16 protein-coding genes are annotated in these 15,746 nt (G+C 73.5%); 12 read left to right on the plus strand and 4 right to left on the minus strand.

Annotated elements, in window-relative coordinates:
• Nucleotides 1-246 precede the first annotated feature (246 nt).
• The 6 genes from KSED_RS09255 to KSED_RS09280 all read left to right on the plus strand — a co-directional run bounded on the left by KSED_RS09255 (nt 247) and on the right by KSED_RS09280 (nt 6,992).
• The gene (locus KSED_RS09255) at nt 247-2,307 is read left to right on the plus strand and encodes a hypothetical protein (RefSeq protein WP_015779829.1); all 2,061 of its coding nucleotides are present in this window, start codon (nt 247-249) and stop codon (nt 2,305-2,307) included.
• The gene (gene pelF, locus KSED_RS09260) at nt 2,304-3,737 is read left to right on the plus strand and encodes a GT4 family glycosyltransferase PelF (protein ID WP_169307789.1); all 1,434 of its coding nucleotides are present in this window, start codon (nt 2,304-2,306) and stop codon (nt 3,735-3,737) included. The genes KSED_RS09255 and pelF overlap by 4 nt, the downstream gene beginning before the upstream one ends.
• Nucleotides 3,737-5,062, plus strand: a complete 1,326-nt coding sequence (locus KSED_RS14925) for a hypothetical protein (RefSeq protein WP_015779831.1) — start codon at nt 3,737-3,739, stop codon at nt 5,060-5,062. The genes pelF and KSED_RS14925 overlap by 1 nt, the downstream gene beginning before the upstream one ends.
• The gene (locus tag KSED_RS09270) at nt 5,059-5,763 is read left to right on the plus strand and encodes a spherulation-specific family 4 protein (protein ID WP_015779832.1); all 705 of its coding nucleotides are present in this window, start codon (nt 5,059-5,061) and stop codon (nt 5,761-5,763) included. Before KSED_RS14925 ends, KSED_RS09270 begins: the two co-directional genes overlap by 4 nt.
• Nucleotides 5,764-5,862: 99 nt before the next feature.
• Nucleotides 5,863-6,762, plus strand: a complete 900-nt coding sequence (locus KSED_RS09275; RefSeq protein ID WP_015779833.1) for an iron-containing redox enzyme family protein — start codon at nt 5,863-5,865, stop codon at nt 6,760-6,762.
• A complete protein-coding gene (locus tag KSED_RS09280; RefSeq protein ID WP_015779834.1) occupies nt 6,759-6,992 on the plus strand; it encodes a CDGSH iron-sulfur domain-containing protein in 234 nt (77 codons plus the stop codon). The genes KSED_RS09275 and KSED_RS09280 overlap by 4 nt, the downstream gene beginning before the upstream one ends.
• 136 nt (nt 6,993-7,128) lie before the next feature.
• Here the strand turns inward: KSED_RS09280 and KSED_RS09285 are convergent, their stop codons facing one another.
• On the minus strand, nt 7,129-7,608 hold the full coding sequence (locus KSED_RS09285; protein ID WP_015779835.1) for a hypothetical protein: 480 nt from the start codon (nt 7,606-7,608) through the stop codon (nt 7,129-7,131).
• Nucleotides 7,609-7,770: 162 nt separating this feature from the next.
• Here KSED_RS09285 and KSED_RS09290 point away from each other — a divergent pair, with 162 nt between their 5' ends.
• The 6 genes from KSED_RS09290 to KSED_RS09315 all read left to right on the plus strand — a co-directional run bounded on the left by KSED_RS09290 (nt 7,771) and on the right by KSED_RS09315 (nt 12,581).
• Entirely contained in the window at nt 7,771-8,103 is a 333-nt protein-coding gene (locus KSED_RS09290) for a YveK family protein (RefSeq protein WP_015779836.1), read from the plus strand.
• The gene (locus KSED_RS09295) at nt 8,070-8,342 is read left to right on the plus strand and encodes a YveK family protein (RefSeq protein ID WP_041290922.1); all 273 of its coding nucleotides are present in this window, start codon (nt 8,070-8,072) and stop codon (nt 8,340-8,342) included. The genes KSED_RS09290 and KSED_RS09295 overlap by 34 nt, the downstream gene beginning before the upstream one ends.
• A gap of 105 nt (nt 8,343-8,447) precedes the next feature.
• Nucleotides 8,448-9,158 carry a DoxX family protein gene (locus KSED_RS13765; RefSeq protein ID WP_015779838.1) on the plus strand — a complete coding sequence of 237 codons (711 nt, stop codon included), beginning with the start codon at nt 8,448-8,450 and terminating at the stop codon, nt 9,156-9,158.
• 16 nt (nt 9,159-9,174) lie between these two features.
• Nucleotides 9,175-10,605, plus strand: a complete 1,431-nt coding sequence (gene aroA, locus KSED_RS14930; protein ID WP_015779839.1) for a 3-phosphoshikimate 1-carboxyvinyltransferase — start codon at nt 9,175-9,177, stop codon at nt 10,603-10,605.
• On the plus strand, nt 10,605-11,624 hold the full coding sequence (gene rsgA, locus KSED_RS09310) for a ribosome small subunit-dependent GTPase A (protein ID WP_015779840.1): 1,020 nt from the start codon (nt 10,605-10,607) through the stop codon (nt 11,622-11,624). The genes aroA and rsgA overlap by 1 nt, the downstream gene beginning before the upstream one ends.
• 228 nt (nt 11,625-11,852) lie before the next feature.
• A complete protein-coding gene (locus KSED_RS09315) occupies nt 11,853-12,581 on the plus strand; it encodes a hypothetical protein (RefSeq protein ID WP_015779841.1) in 729 nt (242 codons plus the stop codon).
• A gap of 161 nt (nt 12,582-12,742) precedes the next feature.
• Here KSED_RS09315 and KSED_RS15560 read toward each other — a convergent pair whose 3' ends face one another.
• The 3 genes from KSED_RS15560 to KSED_RS09325 are packed head-to-tail and all read right to left on the minus strand — an operon-like array spanning nt 12,743 to nt 15,689.
• Complete coding sequence (locus KSED_RS15560) at nt 12,743-12,865, minus strand: hypothetical protein (protein WP_015779842.1); 123 nt, start codon at nt 12,863-12,865, stop codon at nt 12,743-12,745.
• Complete coding sequence (locus KSED_RS09320) at nt 12,862-14,406, minus strand: M16 family metallopeptidase (protein ID WP_015779843.1); 1,545 nt, start codon at nt 14,404-14,406, stop codon at nt 12,862-12,864. Before KSED_RS09320 ends, KSED_RS15560 begins: the two co-directional genes overlap by 4 nt.
• Nucleotides 14,406-15,689, minus strand: a complete 1,284-nt coding sequence (locus KSED_RS09325; RefSeq protein WP_015779844.1) for a M16 family metallopeptidase — start codon at nt 15,687-15,689, stop codon at nt 14,406-14,408. The genes KSED_RS09320 and KSED_RS09325 overlap by 1 nt, the downstream gene beginning before the upstream one ends.
• Between the last annotated feature and the right edge of the window lie 57 nt (nt 15,690-15,746).

The following is a 15,746-nucleotide window of genomic DNA, read 5'->3' on the forward strand; positions in this document are numbered from 1 at the left end:
GGCGGGAGGACGTTCGTGACAGGTCTCACACAAGGGTTCGATGTTCCTCAAAACCCCTGTGTGGCAAAGGCTTGCTCGGGGGCGACAGCGCGCTGACAGAATCAGCGTTGCGCCGGGGCCCGCACGAGGGTCACACTGAACAACACCTGGACGCAGCCCCACCGCTGCTCGGGCCGCTGGCTGATCCCCCGCGCGGCCCGGATCCCCTCTGCTGCGGGCGTCCCCCATCAGCAAGGAGCCCTCCTCATGCCCCCCCGCCCCCTGCTCTCGCGCACCCTGAGCGCCCTGACCCTCACCTCCCTGGGCCTATTCACCCCGGCCACCGCCCAGGCCGCTGACGCCCCGGCCCCCTCGGTGCAGGTCGTCGCCGACCCCAGCATCGAGCTGGTAGTGCTGGTGCTCGATGACGGGTCGCCGACGGTGGACGCGTACACCGACCGACTGGTCCGCGAGGGCGTGCCCCACCGGCTGGTGAACCTGAACGCCGCCGACCGGCCCACCATCGACGCGTCCTTCCTGACCGTCGGCGGTCGCGCCGACCACGCCGCCTTCCAGGGCGTCATCACCCCCAACTCGGCTCCCGCGCAGCTCTCCGAGGCGGAGGCGGACGCCCTGCGCGACTGGCAGGCGCGCTTCGCCATCCGCCAAATCTCGGCCTACGTCTACCCCTCGGCCGCCGTCGGCCTGCAGACCCCCGAGGCCGCCGGGCCCCTGGACGACAGCACCCTCCAGGTGACCCCCAGCGCCCGGGCCGGCGCGTTCAGCTACCTTGACGGCCCGGTGCCGGTGGACGACGTGAACCCCGCGGTCACCGAGACCTACGGGTACCGCGCCGCCGCGCTGGAGGGAGGCGCCGAGGCGGTGGCCACCAGCAGCGCGCCGTCGGGAGCCACCGCGGTGATGACCGGCATCCACCGCGCCGACGGCCGGGAGGAGATGTTCAACACCTTCTCCTTCAACCGCTACCAGGTTCACACCCGCATCCTGGTCCACGGCCAGATCGAGTGGCTGACCCGCGGCATCCACTTGGGCAGCTACAGCAACGCGTTCTCCGTGCACTCCGACGACACGTTCAGCGCCAGCAGCCTGTGGAGCCCCCACGGCAACTGCACCATCGGCGCCGGGTGCGACCCGGCCCAGGTGCTCCCCGACGAGCCGGCCACCGCCCGGATGGACGCGGCCGACGTGGAGTTCATGCGCTCCTGGCAGCAGCAGTGGGGCCTGAAGATCGACCAGGCCTTCAACGGCGCCGGCTCCCGGGAGTACGCCGCCACCCACGGCACCGACCCGTTGCTGGCCGCGCTGCGCACCCGACCCCGCGACTTTCGCTTCATCAACCACACCTGGAGTCACCGCCACCTGGGCTGCGAGCGCCAGTACGACCCGGTGACCGGCGCTGCCAGCTGCCAGCGGGATGCCGCCGGCGCCGTGGTGACCGTGCCCCGGGCCACCCTCGTCGAGGAGATCCGGCGCAATCTGGACTTTGCGTTCTGGAACGGCCTGCCGGTGGACCGCACCGAGCTGATCACCGGGGAACACTCCGGCCTGCTGGGTGACCCGGAGCTGTCCACCGACAACCCGAACCTGGGCGGCGCGCTGCGTAGCACCGGGGTGCGGTGGATCGCCGCGGACAACAGCCGCGACCCGTGGCAGCGCCCGGTGGGCCCGGCCCTCACCGTGCCCCGCCACCCGATGAACATCTTCTACAACGCGGCCACCGAAGAGCAGCAGGTGGACGAGTACACCTGGATCTACTCCTCCCGGGCGGACGGTGGCTCCGGCCACTGCGAGACCGACCCCCGCACCACCTGCCTGCCCCCGCTGAGCGGGGCGGAGGACTTTCAGGACGTGCTGGTGCCCCGGGAGGCGGCCAACGCCCTCTCCCGCGTGGTGAACAACGACGCCCGCCCGCACTACGTACACCAGGCCAACCAGACCGGCGATCGCATCATCTACCCGGTGCTGGAGCGTCTGCTGACCGACTACCGCGCGATCTTCGCCGACAACACGCCGCTGGTGAACCCCACCCAGGCGGAGGCCGGTGAGCAGCTGCGCGCTGCGGCGGCCTGGCAGGCCGAGGGCGACGCCCGCGCCACCTGGCGCGGCGGCCGGGTGCAGCTGCGCGCCACCGGCGACGGCGCCACCATCCCGGTCTCGATGCCGGCCGGCACCACCAGTGGCTGGTCCCGCCTGCCCCAGGAGTACGCCGGCAAGGCCGTGGGCACCTACGAGGTTGGCACCTGGCTGCCGCGCACCCTCACCGTTCCCGGCGACGGATGGGGTGCCTCGGCCACGAGGTCCTCGTGACCGCGCCGCCCGTGCGGGTGGCGATGGTCACGGAGGGCACCTATCCCTACACGACCGGCGGCGTCAGCACGTGGTGTGACCAGCTGGTGCAGGGCATCGACGTGTCCTTCGACCTGGTCGCCCTGACCGGGACGGGGACCGAGGAGCTGCGGTGGGAGCTGCCGGCCTCGGTCCGGAGCGTGCAGCAGGTGGGCGTGTGGGCACGCTGCGAACCCACACGCACCCGACGGGAGCACCGCCGGGCCCTGCGGGACGTCACCACCCGGATGTGGGATGCGGTCATCGCGCCCTCCGACGGGCGCACCGACGAGTTCGACGCCGCGATCGCGGACTGGCTCGAGCTGGCCCGGGAGACGTCGGTGAGCGCGCTGCTCACCCGCGAGGGGTCCCTGGGCGGGCTTCTGGATGCCTGGAACCGGCACGCCGGGGACCTGCCGCCCCTCTCGGTGGCCGAGGCCGCACGCGCCTGCGGCCTGGTGGACCGCACCCTGGCCCTGGCCGACACGCGGCTGGCCGACGACATCGACGTCGTCCACGCCACCGGCAGCGGCCCCACCTCGCTGGTGGCGATGGCGCACGAGGCCCGCACCGGTGCCCGGTGGCTGCTCACCGAGCACGGGGTGCAGCTGCGGGAGCGCTACCTGGCGGCCGCGGACGAGAGCAGCTGGTCGGTCCGCCGGGCCGTCACCTCCTTCCACCGGCATCTGGCGGGGCTGGCCTGCCGACGGGCCGACCGGTTGCTGCCGGTCACCGAGTTCAACGCGCGGTGGGAACGGCGCCTTGGGGCCCCGGCGTCCGCCATCCGGGTCATCCACAACGGGGTGGAGGTGGACCGGTACCCCGTGATCGAGCGCGAGCCGGAGGTGCCCACCACGGCCTTCGTCGGCCGCATCGACCCGCTGAAGGACCTGGCCACCCTGATCCGGGCCCACGCCCTGGTGCGCCAGCGGGTGCCGGACGCACGGCTGCGGCTGTTCGGCCCGCTGAACGACGCCAACCGTGAGTACGCCGCCAGCCTGGAGCAGGTGGTGGACGAGCTGGGGGTGGGCGACAGCGTGACCTTCGAGGGGGCCTCCCCCGGCAGCCGCCCCGGCTTCGAGACCGGCCACGTAGTGGCCATGTCCAGCATCAGCGAGGGCCTGCCCTTCGGCCTCATTGAGGCGATGATGTGCGGCCGCGCCACCGTCTCCACCGACGTCGGCGGGGTGTCCGACTGCGTGGACGAGGAACAGACCGTCGGGGCGCTGGTCCCGGCCCGTGACCCGCAGGCCCTGGCCGACGAGCTGGCCCACCTGCTGACCGACCACGAGGCGCGCCACACGATGGGGCGCCGCGCCGCGGTGTGGGCGCGCGAGCGCTTCGACCTGCGCCAGTGCCTGGAGGCCTACCACGAGGAGTACCTGCACGCAGCCGAGACCCGGACCCGCTGATGCCCTCCTCCGTCGCGCCCCGCCCCCCGGCGGACCCCGGGCCGGACGTCGCCCAGGCTGCCGCCGGGGCGGTGGACTCGTGGGACATGACCGCGCGGATCGAGGCGGCCGGCGTCACCGACCGCACGGCGCGCGCACTGTGGGGGCACCCGGACGTCTTCTCCATGGCCGAGGAGATCTACGCCGAGCAGGAGGCCCCGCCGACCCGGCGGCACGCCATGGTGCAGCGGCGGCTCATGACCGCCTCCCTGCGGCGGGCCCTGCTCATCGTGGCGTGCGCGCTGCTCTCGGCCGCGGTCCAGCACGCCCTGGGCATCTCGGTGCTGGCGATGGGCACGGCCGGCGGGTTGGGGTGGGTCGCCGGTCAGACCGTGGCCGGGACCTCCTGGCACGCCCTGGGTGCCGGCCAGCCCCAGCGCGCGCTCGACGTGGGCTGGTGGCTGGCCCAGCGGCTGGTGCAGGGCAGCCTGGTGCTGGTCCTGCTGTACGCCGCGCTGGTCCCGGACCGGGTGGAGATGGTGCTGGTCTGCCTGGGGTGGATGGTGCTGACCTGTTGTCTGTCCCTGTTGCTGGTGGTCAACCGCTACGGCGGCGCGCTACTGGCCTGCGGGGCCGCGGCCGGGCTGGCATGGCTCCTGCAGTGGCCGCTGGACGGGCGGGCCGAGCAGTGGGCCGTGGCCGGCGTCGCCCTCACCTGCGTGCTGGGGGTGGCCTGCGCCGTGGTGCTCCGCACCACCCACGTCTGGCGGGTGCCCGCGCCCACCGGCACCGAGGCCCGCGCCGCGGTGCCTCCCCTGCTGCAGGCGCTGGTGCTGGTGGTGGCCCTCCTGCTGGCCCTGAACGCGGCCCCCGCGAACGCGACCACCGCGATGGTCGCGGGTATCGTCGGGGCCATGTGCCTGCTGGACCCGTGGATCACCGGCGTCCGGGTGAGCCTCGCGAACGTCGCCCACCGGAGCACCTCCCTGGGGTGGTCCCGCAGCGCCGCGTGGTCGCTGGTGCTGGCCACCTCCGTGGCCACCGCACTGGTCTGCGCGGGAGCCGTGCTGCTGGCCGCCCCGCTCCTGCAGATCCCTGCCCCCGGGGCGCGGGGGGCCGCCTACGCCGCGGCCGGGTTCGGCGTGCCGGCGGCCCTCTCGGCCCTGCTGGCGGCGTTCGGTGACAAGTGGGGTCCCCTGGTCCCCGCCGTCGGCGCCCTGGTGACCGCCTGGGCGGCCCTGGCGCTGGACCGGGCCCTGTGGGTGGTGGTGGTCGCCGCCCTGTGCACCGCGGTGAGCCTGCTGTACAGCATCCGCCACTTCCACGACGCGCGGGTGTTCGTGTGACCACGCCAGAGCACGTCCGGGTGCCCCGCCCCGCGCCGGGGTGGCCGCTGTACGCCCACCCCGTCACCCACCCCGCCGTGTGGGAGCGCGCCACCGCGATGGCGGCCAGCTGGCGGCAGTGGGGCGACGGCCTGGTGGTCGTCAACGTCCACGACGGTCCCGGTGACCAGCGGTCGTGGCAGGCCTACCAGCCCGCCCTCTGTGCTCTCACGACGGCGGCCCCCGCCCCCTGCATCGCGGGGTACGTGCACACCGGATGGGGGCGGCGAGCCGTCGAGGCGGTGCTGGCGGACGCCGCCACCTGGCAACAGCGTGACGGGCTGCGCACGCTCATGCTGGACGAGTGGTGCAGCGGCGACGAGCACCCCGAGCAGGTGGACCGCTCGCTGCGCCTGCTCGAGCTCCTGCGGCCCGACTGGGAGCGGGTGGTGGTCAACCCCGGGCGCCGGTTGGCCCCCGGGTACGCCCGCCGCCTGGACGGCCTGGTGGACGCCGCCTGCACCGCCGAGGAATCCGGCAGCGCCATGCCGCCGGAGCCGGAGCCGGGTCACCTGCCGGACGGTGCCCTGCGGTGGACCCTGGTGCACTCGGCCCCGCAGGGACGTGCGGTCCCCGGCGTGCTCGGGGCGGACCTGGCGTGGTGCACCGCCTCAGCCCCACCCCACCCCTGGGACGGCAGCGGCTCCGCCACGGCGCCGTGATCCCGCCCGGGGCGGGGCCGGGGGGCGGGCGCGGCGGGCAGGGACACGCCGCGCGCGCCCCCGGGGGCGGGGACGGCGCTGCTCCAGGACGAGGACGCGTTGCTGGCCCTGTGGACCCTGCAGGGGCTGGCGTACCACGGTTTCGACGGCGTCGGCGGTCGGTGGGAGGTGGACTACCGCCTCGTGCACCTGCGGGTGGCCCTGGAGGACGCCCTCGAGCGGGCGTTGCGCCCCCTCATCGAGCCAGCCGTGGCCCGGCACCTGGCCGCGGCGCGGGAGGACCTCGCGACAACACTGTTCGCCCTGCCCGACGCCGAGTTCACCGACGCGCCCTCGCTGGCGGTCCGGGCCCGGCGCTCGCTGACCCTGGAGCAGTGGCGGGAGGTGCTGGTCCTGAAGTCCGCCTACCAGCTCAAGGAGGCCGACCCGCACACCTTCGCCCTGCCGCGCCTGCCGATGCCGGCCAAGCTGGCGATGTTGGAGATCCAGGTCGACGAGTACGGCAACTGCCGCGCCGAGGACGTGCATTCGGGGCTGTTCGCCCGGGCGATGACCGCCGTCGGGCTGGACCCCACCTACGGCGCCTACGTGGATGCCTGGCCCGCCCCGGTGCTCGCGGCCAACGTCGCCCTCGGGTGGTGGGCCTCCCGGCGTGACTGGGCCGGGGCCGTGGCGGGGCACCTGGCCATGATCGAGACGACCAGCTCGCTGCCCTGCCAGCAGTACGTGGCCGGTGCCCGACGGCTGGGGCTAGACCGGGAGGCGTGGGCGTACTTCGACGAGCACGTGGAGGCCGACGCCGCCCACGAGCAGGTCGCGATCCGGCAGATGTGCCCCGCCGTCGTGGAGGCCGAGGGGCCGGAGCGGATGCTGTTCGGGTTCCTCGCCGGCCTGTACCTCGACGGGGAGGTGGGGCGTCACGCCATCGAGCAGTGGGATGCGGGGCGCAGCGCCCTGCACGAGGCGGCCCCCGCGCTGGCTGCCGCGGGAGCCGCGTGAGCGACCCCGCCGACCTGCCGGTCCAGGCCCTACCGGCAGGGTCGGTGGAGGTGACCGAGTGCCCCGGCGGGCCGGCGCTGCTGCGCGGCGCCACCCACGTGGTCGACGCGGCGGGTGAGACGCACCCGGTCACGCGCCCCGTCGTCGCGGTGTGCCGGTGCGAGTCCTCTGGCAGGCTCCCCTGGTGCGACGGGACGCACAAGCTGCTCGGCGCGCCGTCTCGCCCGTGACCCTCCGGACCCACTGGGCCCGCCGGACGGTGGGCCCAGTGTCAGCGCCCGCGACGACGTGGTCCCCGCGCCACCCTCCGAGACGGGGGTGACGCGGGGACCACGGGGAGCCACCCGCGGTGCGGGGGCGCAGGACTCACTCCCAGGGCGAGCAGATGTCCTTCTCGCAGGGCGGGAAGGCGGGGATGGCGACCGTCTCGGTGAGCGTGTACACCTTGCCGTCGACGGCCACGGTGTAGGTGACCTCCACGGAGATGTTGGCCGAGTCGTCCGAGAGCAGGAAGAAGACGACGTCGCCGCCGCCGGGCTCGATGGTGTAGCTGTCCTGGTTCTGGTCGTTGGCCCAGGTGAGCTCCTTGCCGTCGGGGCCGACGATGTCGACGATGGTCACCGTGCCGTCGACCTCGGACTCATTCGAGAAGTGGACGGCGATGCGGTAGGCCTTCTGGCCCCGGCTCTTGCCCGGGAACTTGCAGCTGCCCTCCGCCTCCCCGTCGATGACGATGGGGGTGTCCGGCGTGGGCGAGGCGGCTAGGGCCGGGGCGGCGGTGGCGACGGCGATGGCGGGCGCGGTCCAGGCGGCGCCCTGGACGAGCGTGCGGCGCGAGATGGTCATGGTGTTTCCCCTTCTGAGAGCATGGTGTCTGTCCCCTGTGGACACTGACTCCCCCACCGTAGGCTGAGCCGCATCCACGACAAAGCCCTTCCCACCCGCGTGACAGCGCCGTGACAGCAGTGCCGAAAATAATGGACCGGACGACACGCAGGAGGGAACCCGTTGACCACCACCGACCTCATGCGGCCGGCCCGGCGACAGGCCCACGTCCTGCTCGCCTGCTTGGCCCTGGGCCTCATTGCCGCCGCCGTGTGGACCGCTCTGCAACCGGTCCGTTACACCGCGCACGCCGTGGGCTTCGTCCACGGCACGAACAGCGAGTCCACCACGCAGTCGTACTCCGCCACCCTGCTGGCGGAGAAGCGCACCCAGCCCTACCTGCCGCTGGTGAGCAGCCTGCCTCTGGTCGAGCAGGTGCGCGAGGCCCTCCAGCTGGAGGAGAGCCCCACCACCATCGCCTCTTGGCTGACGGCCGCGGCCCCGAGAGCAGCGTGAACCTGACGATCACGGCCAAGGCGTCCACCCCGCGCGACGCCCAGGCGATCGCGAACGCGGCCATGCAGGCGACGGCCGACCGCGCCGTGGAGATCGAGGGGGGAAAGACCGAGCTGGAGCTGGTGCCACTGGAGACGGCCACGCTGCCCACCTCCCCCTCGGAGCCGCTGCCGGCGCGCAGCCTGGCCCTCGGCGGTCTGGCTGGACTGGCCCTCGGGTTCGGCGTCGGCAACTGCTGAGCGACCCAGCCCCCGGGTGACGTGTTACACGCAGCGTGCGGCGGCGGTCCAGATGCCTGCACGATAGGCTCGAAGCAGACCATCACCCGTCCCGAGGAGGACAGCATGGACCCCATCCGTATGATCGCCCGCCCGATGCTCGGCGGCATCTTCGTCGCCACCGGCATGAACCACATCAAGAACCCCGACTACGGCGCAGAGGTTGCCCAGGGCTTCAACGACCAGGTTCTGGAGCCCGTGGGTCTGGGCGCCGACGGCCCCACTCTCATGAAGGTGCACGGCTACGTCTCCGTGGTCGCCGGTGCCGGTCTGGCCCTCGGCGTGGCCCCCCGCCTGTGCGCGCTCGCGCTCGCCGCGGACGTCACCGCCGTGAACCTCACCGCCAACCGCTTCTGGGAGCAGGAGGGCGAGGAGCGCCAGGGCACGCAGATCCAGTTCCTGAAGGACCTGGCCATCGCCGGTGGTCTGCTGATCGCCTCGGTGGACACCAAGGGCAAGCCGGGTCTGGCCTGGCGCGCGCAGCACGCTGCCGAGGCCGCCGGCCACCGCGCCGACCACCTGGGCACCATCGCCGGCCTGAAGAAGGACATCGCGGGCCTGCAGGCCGAGAACAAGGCCCTCAAGGCCAAGGCCGCCGTGAGCGGCTCCGCGGGCAAGGCCACCGGCAAGGCCGCGGGCGTCACCGGCCTGCTGGGCAGCCAGGCCAAGGCCGGCAAGAAGGCCTTCGCCGCCAAGAAGCGCAAGGACTCCTTCATCGACCGTGCGCTGGACGCCGTCGAGGACTCCTACAACACTGCCAAGAAGAAGGTCGCCTGAGCACCAGGCCGATCACATGAGCAGCAACCCGACGGGGCGCGAGGACCACACCGGTGGCAGCTCGCGCCCCGCGGCGTACCCCGCCCCCACCGCGACCGGCCCACTGGACGCCACCGTGCACGTCCCGGGCTCCAAGTCCTGGACCAACCGCTGGCTCGCCCTGGCCGCCCTGGCCAGCGGCCCCAGCACCCTGCACTCCCCCCTGGACGCCCGCGACACCCGCCTGATGGCCGGCGCCCTGCGCGCCTTCGGCCACGACGTCCGGATCGATGCGGGCAGCACCGGCGCCGCCTGGCGGGTCACCCCCGCACACCGCTGGCACGCGCCGGCCGAGCCCATCGACTGCGGCCTGGCCGGCACCGTCCTGCGCTTCCTGGTGCCGCTGGCCTCACTGGCCCACGGCCCGGTCACCTTCACCGGTGACGAGCGCCTCGGCCACCGCCCCCTGGAACCCCTGCTCGATGCGGTGCGCTCCCTGGGCCTGACCGTCAGCACCGGGCTGCACGGCCACGCCGGCCGCACGGCGGACCGGGCCGATTCCACCGCCACCGGGGCCGGCGTCCTGCCGCTGCTGATGGCCGGCGCCCTGCACCCCAGCGACCCCGACGACGCCACCGTGGAGGTGGACGCCAGCGCCTCCTCCCAGTTCGTCAGCGCCCTGCTGCTGGCCGGCTGCACCGTGCACTCCGGCCTGACGGTCCGGGCCACCGGCACCGTGCCGAGCCGCCCCCACATCGACATGACCTGCCACGCCCTGCAGCAGGTGGGCGTCGTGGCCGAGCAACGCGACGAGACCAGCTGGTGGGTGGAGGGCAAGCGCCCCGACCCCTTCGAGGTGACGGTGGAGCCGGACCTCTCCAGCGCGGCCGTGTTCGCCGCGGCCGCCGCCGTGGCCGGCGGCACCGTCACCCTGCCCGGGTGGCCCCGCTCCACCACCCAGGCCGGCGACACCATCCGCGACCTCCTGACCCGGATGGGGGCGCACTGCGAGCTGACCGACGCCGGCCTGCGCGTCACCGGCGGCGAGCTCCACGGCATCGAGGCCGACCTCTCCGCCGCGGGCGAGCTGACGCCCGTGGTCGCGGCCACGGCAGCCCTGGCGGACTCCCCCAGCCGGCTCACCGGCATCGGCCACCTGCGCGGCCACGAGACCGACCGGCTGGCCGCCCTGGCCACCGAGATCAACGCCCTGGGCGGCGAGGTACGCGAGCTGCCCGACGGGCTGGAGATCACCCCCCGGCCGCTGCACAGGGGTTCGTTCGCGACCTACCACGACCACCGGCTGGCGATGGCGGGCGCGCTACTCGGGCTGCGCGTGCCCGGCATCGAGGTGCAGGACATTGACACCACCGCCAAGACCGTGCCCGGGTTCGACCGCCTCTGGGAGTCCATGCTGGGCATGAGCGCAGGGCAGGGCTCGGAGCCGATGCTGGGCGGGGACGCCTGATGGCACGCAACCTGGCCACCTACTCCGAGGCCGACGTGAAGATGCGCCCCAACAAGCGCGGCTCGCGCCCCCGCACCAAGCAGCGCCCGGCGCACTCCGATGCCGCGACCGGGCAGGTGCTGGCCGTCGACCGGGGGCGCTTCGACGTGCTGGTCGATGAGGTGCGCGTGCGGGCCATGAAGGCCCGCGAACTGGGCCGCAAGGGAATCGTCGTCGGCGACCAGGTGTCGCTGGTGGGGGACGTCTCGGGAGACCCGGACGCGCTCGCCCGGATCGTGCGCCGCGAGGCCCGCGAGACGCTGCTGCGCCGCACCGCCGACGACACCGACCCGGTGGAGCGCGTGCTGGTCGCGAACGTCTCGCGCATGCTGATCGTGACCGCCGCGGCCGACCCGGAGCCGCGCCCGCGCCTCATCGACCGTTGCCTGGTGGCCGCCTGGGAGGCCGGCATCGAGCCGGTGCTGGTGATCACCAAGGCCGACCTCGCCGACCCCGCCGAGCTGCTGGCGCAGTACGCGGCGCTGGACGTGCCCACCGTGGTGGTCGCGCGCGCCGGGGAGGACCCACACGTGGGGCTCGCCGCGGTGCACGAGCTGGTGGCCGACCGGTGGACCGTGCTGGTGGGGCACTCCGGGGTGGGCAAGTCGACCCTGGTGAACGAGCTGGTGCCCGGTGCGGGGCGCGCCGTGGGCGGGGTGAACGACACCACCGGCCGCGGGCGGCACACGAGCACCTCCGCGGTGGCCCTGGAGCTGCCGGACGGTGGCTGGGTGGTGGACACCCCCGGCATCCGGTCGTTCGGGCTGGCGCACGTGGACCCCGAGGCGCTGGTGGGGCTGTTCCCCGACCTGGCGCCGGGCACCGAGGAGTGCCCCCGAGGGTGCCCCCACGAGGGCGTGGACGACTGCGGGCTGGACGGCTGGGTGGCCGCGGGGAATGCCGGCCCCGGCGGGGCACAGCGACTGGACTCGCTGCGGCGGCTGCTGCGCGCCCGCGGCGGCGAGGACCCCGGGAGTTAGCCGGCCGGGTTTCCGAAGCCACACGGCGGACTGACGAGCTGTGAAACACATCATGCGCGCTATTCGCAGTGAAAGGCACTATGGGACAAGGGGTCCGACATCGCTCATCAGAACCACACGCATCCGAGATCTTCGTCACGCCATCCGGGCGTGGTAACTTTGAGGGGACCTTCGCTACCATCTAGATCGGCCCAGCCAGTGGGCCTCAGGTTGTCCCGAGGAGATCCCATGACCAGCAACACCACCACGCGCCGCACCGTTCTGCGCGGCGCCGCCTGGACCGCCCCAGCCGTCGTCGTCGCCGGGTCCGCCCCGGCCCTCGCAGCCAGCACCGACCCGTGTGAGCCCACCCCGGTGACCGTCGACTGGGAGTCTGCAAACTACGTGCGGGTCTCCCCCTATGAGGGTTACTACACGATCCCGCTGTCGGACGGCTCGACCATGCAACTGGACATCCGCGCCAAGTTCGAGAACATGAGGCCGAACGGTGAGCGAACCACCGACGACCAGCTGAAGTTGAGCACATTCGACATCGGCGGTACTGGGGAGCCCGGCCTCATCCTCCACCAGAACGACTTTGGGCACCGCAGGCTTAACGGTTACCAGACGGTCACCTTCACCTTCGACCGCACCCTGACCACCCTGGACTTCCAGATCACGGACATCGACTGGAACCCGGACGACTTCCGTGACGCGGTCCGCCCGGGCAGCAACCTCGTTGCGACCCCCCAAGACACCCTCGAGGTGACGCGTTCGGGCTTCTACCGGCCCAAGGTAACCGGCGCAACCGATAACGACTCCGGTGACAACAACCTGAAGCTGCACGGCGAGCAGATCACGGAGTTCACCGTCGAGTACGCCAACCACGACCGCGGCTACGACCCGAAGGAGGACCGCGCACAGCGCGTCTTCTTCACGGACTTCGAGCTGACCGTGCCGCCCATCGGCTGCCCCTGATCACCCACTCCGCCGCGACGCGGGTCACAGCGGCCCCTGCCGGAGCCGCGCTCCGGCAGGGGCCGCTTGCTGTGCGCGTCGGGCGGCCAACCGGCCCGCCGAGCTCCGCCTGGGTCATGGGCGTCGCAGGGCGGCAGTGATGCTCACGCGGTCCGCGTGGTTCAGAACTCCGCGTCGTCCCGGGTCTCGCTGCCCGTGGTCTTCTCGGGGACAGCGTCGGCGCCCCCGATCTCGGTCTCGTCAGTGAAAGCCGGGCGGCCCCACGGCTGCCCCGGAGCCGTCACGCCTCCACGAGTGTCTGGTGGTCCGACAGGCCCGCCAAGCCGTCGCCCCACACCGAGGTGTCACCCACGAGCACCATCACCCAGCGGCCACCGCTCCAGCGGCGCCAGGCGTCCACCATCGCGGCGGCGTCCAGCTCGGCCAACTCGGCCAAGGTGCGCGTCGTGTACTCCGGTGTGAGCCCGTCCAGCGCCAGCACCGCGGCCTCGTGCGCGACCACCTGCGCGGTGGCGTACCGCATGGGCGCCGTCAACAGCGCGTAGTCCCGCGCCTCGGTGGCGGCCCTCTCCTCGATGCCGTCACGCACCGTCCGCAGCAGACGCACCATCTCGTGCACTGCCTCCGCCGTGGCCTCGGTGGTGAAGCTCCCCGAGACGGTGAACTCCCCCACCCGCGAGCGCGGACGGAAACCCGCACGCATGCCGTAGGTCCACCCCTTCTCCTCACGGAGCACCGCATCGAGCAGGGACGCCGGCGACGCGCCCACGTGCACCGCCAAGGGTGCATAGGGGGCGAAGCCACCCTCGGCGTGCCGCGTCGGGCCGAGCCAGCCCAATCGCACCTCGGTCTGCGCGGCGCCGGGACGGTCGACCGTCAGCACCTCCAGCGGGGGCTGGGCCTCCTCCCCCGCCGTCTCGATGGGGGCGCCGTCGCCACGGCCTGCGCCGTCGCCTTCGCCTGCCGCGTCGCTCGCCGGCGCCGCACCTGCCGCACCGGTCTCGCGACCGGGCACCTCGGCGGCGTCCGCAGCAGCCTCCGCAGCCTCCTCGGGCCACTGGGCCACCTGCTCGGACCACGGGTCCACGAGCTCGCGCTGCACCATCGCGGCCACCTCCTGCGCACCCTGACCCGCCAGGTCACCGGCCACCACCACCTCAGCACGCGCCGGGCGCACCCACGCGCGGTGGTGGGCGCGCACCGCATCGACCGTGACGGCCTGCACGGTCTCCGCGCTCCCGGCACCCGGACGGCCCTCGCGCGCGTCGGCGCCGTGCAACAGCGCGGCGAACTCGCGCGCGGCCCGGCTGGCCGGGGAGTTCAGCTCCTGGGCGATGTCGAACAGCCGCCCCCGCACCTCCCGGGCCACCGCGGCCTCGGGGAAGGACGGCTCCGCGAGCACCTCCGCCAGCAGCCGCAGGCCCTGGGCCAGGCGGTCCGGCGTGGCCTCGAGGCCCACCAGCAGGCCGAACTCCGAGGAGATCACCGAGAAGTCCACCCCGAGGCGCTCGAACGCCCGGGCCACCTGGTCGGCGTCCTTGGAGCCCGTGCCCTCCTCCAGGGTGGCTGCCACGATGACGCCCACGCCCTCGATCTCCCGCGGCTCGGCCGCCCACGGCATGGGCACGGCCACCTCCACGCTGACGACCTTCTGCCCGGGCAGGTCGAACACGCGCACCCCGCCGGCACCGGTCAGGTCGAGCTGCGCGGACTGCGGGTAGGCCCAGGCCCGCGGCTGCTCCACGGCGGGCGCCTGCGAACGGTCCGCCGCGGTGGCCTGGGCCGCGCCGGCGGCGCTGGTCTGCGAACGGTCGGTCTGCGACATCACACGGCCTCCTGCGGTTGGAAGGTGAGCACCTCGAAGGCGCCGGGCTGCCACCAGGCCTCGGCGGCGCGCTGGACGTCCTCGGCCGTCACGGCCTGCAGCTCGTCCAGCCAGTGCCAGGCCCGCTCGGCACCACCGCGCAGGGTGGCGAAGTGGCCCAGCACGTCGGCCCGGTCGTCGTGGTGGGCCAGTGACGACAGCCAGGACCGCTCGGTGTCCGCCAGGACGGTCGCGATGTCGTCCGCGCTCACCCCATCGGTCGCGACCCGTCCGAGCTCCTCCACCACGTCCAGCGCGACCCGGCGCGGGTCGTGGCCATCGGCCACATCGGCCACCACCAGCCCCGGTGAGACGCCGGCGGCCGAGCCCATCACGTGGCCCTGCACGCCGTGGACGCTCTCGTCCCGGCGCAACAGGCGCTGCGCCAGCCGCGAGGAGGCCAACCCGGCCACCACGTCCATCGCCAGCGACAACGGCAGGTGGTCGTGGTGCTCCTCGCCCGGCGCGCGGAAGGTGACGTGCACGCGCGGGGACGGCACCGCATCGGGCACGGTCGCAAAGCGCGGGCCGTCACCGGTGAGCGGGCCCAGCGGCGCCAGGGGCGGCGTCTCGGCCGGCTCGGCGGGGGCCCGCCACTGGCCGAACCAGTGGGCCACCCGCTCCAGCGCGTGCTCCGGCTCCACGTCGCCCACCAGGGTGAGCACCGTGGTGTCCGGGCGGTAGTGGCGGGCGTGGAAGGCGCGCGCGTCGGCCAACGAGGCCGCCGCGAGGTCGTCCATGGAGCCGATCGTCGGGTGGTGGTACGGGTGCCCGGCCGGGAACAGCGCGGCCTGGATGCGGTGGAACGCGCTGCCGTACGGCTGGTTGTCGTAGCGCTGGCGCTTCTCCTCCACCACCACCGACCGCTGATTGTCGAGGGTGCCCTGGTCGAGCGCCTCGCGCAGGTGCAGGTGGCGGTCGGACTCCAGCCACAGCGCCAGGTCCAGCGCGCCGGAGGGCAAGGTCTCGAAGTAGTTGGTGCGGTCCAGTGAGGTGGTGGCGTTCGCGGACCCGCCCACGGCCATCAACCGCGAGAAGTGCTCGCCGGTGGCCACGTTCGCCGAGCCCTGGAACATCAGGTGCTCGAAGAGATGCGCGAACCCGGTGTGGCCCGGCGCCTCATGGCCGCTGCCGACACGGACCCACAGGTTGACGGCCACCACCGGCGCCGTGTGGTCGGGCTGCACCACCACCCGCAGTCCGTTGGGCAGGGAACACTCGACGAGGGGGAGGTCCAAGGGCATGGCGTCACCCTACGTCGACGCCCCCCCGCATCGAGTCGATGTGGGGGGCGTCGTCAG

Source organism: Kytococcus sedentarius DSM 20547 (assembly GCF_000023925.1).
In the GTDB taxonomy this organism is placed as follows: domain Bacteria; phylum Actinomycetota; class Actinomycetes; order Actinomycetales; family Dermatophilaceae; genus Kytococcus; species Kytococcus sedentarius.

What these genes read in the sequence shown, in the direction of transcription:
- KSED_RS09255 (WP_015779829.1), top strand. Translation starts at nt 247, where the DNA reads ATGCCCCCCCGCCCCCTGCTCTCGCGCACCCTGAGCGCCCTGACCCTC.
- KSED_RS14925 (WP_015779831.1), top strand. Translation starts at nt 3,737, where the DNA reads ATGCCCTCCTCCGTCGCGCCCCGCCCCCCGGCGGACCCCGGGCCGGAC.
- KSED_RS09285 (WP_015779835.1), bottom strand. Translation starts at nt 7,608, where the DNA reads ATGACCATCTCGCGCCGCACGCTCGTCCAGGGCGCCGCCTGGACCGCG.
- KSED_RS13765 (WP_015779838.1), top strand. Translation starts at nt 8,448, where the DNA reads ATGGACCCCATCCGTATGATCGCCCGCCCGATGCTCGGCGGCATCTTC.
- aroA (WP_015779839.1), top strand. Translation starts at nt 9,175, where the DNA reads ATGAGCAGCAACCCGACGGGGCGCGAGGACCACACCGGTGGCAGCTCG.
- rsgA (WP_015779840.1), top strand. Translation starts at nt 10,605, where the DNA reads ATGGCACGCAACCTGGCCACCTACTCCGAGGCCGACGTGAAGATGCGC.
- KSED_RS09315 (WP_015779841.1), top strand. Translation starts at nt 11,853, where the DNA reads ATGACCAGCAACACCACCACGCGCCGCACCGTTCTGCGCGGCGCCGCC.
- KSED_RS09320 (WP_015779843.1), bottom strand. Translation starts at nt 14,406, where the DNA reads ATGTCGCAGACCGACCGTTCGCAGACCAGCGCCGCCGGCGCGGCCCAG.
- KSED_RS09325 (WP_015779844.1), bottom strand. Translation starts at nt 15,689, where the DNA reads ATGCCCTTGGACCTCCCCCTCGTCGAGTGTTCCCTGCCCAACGGACTG.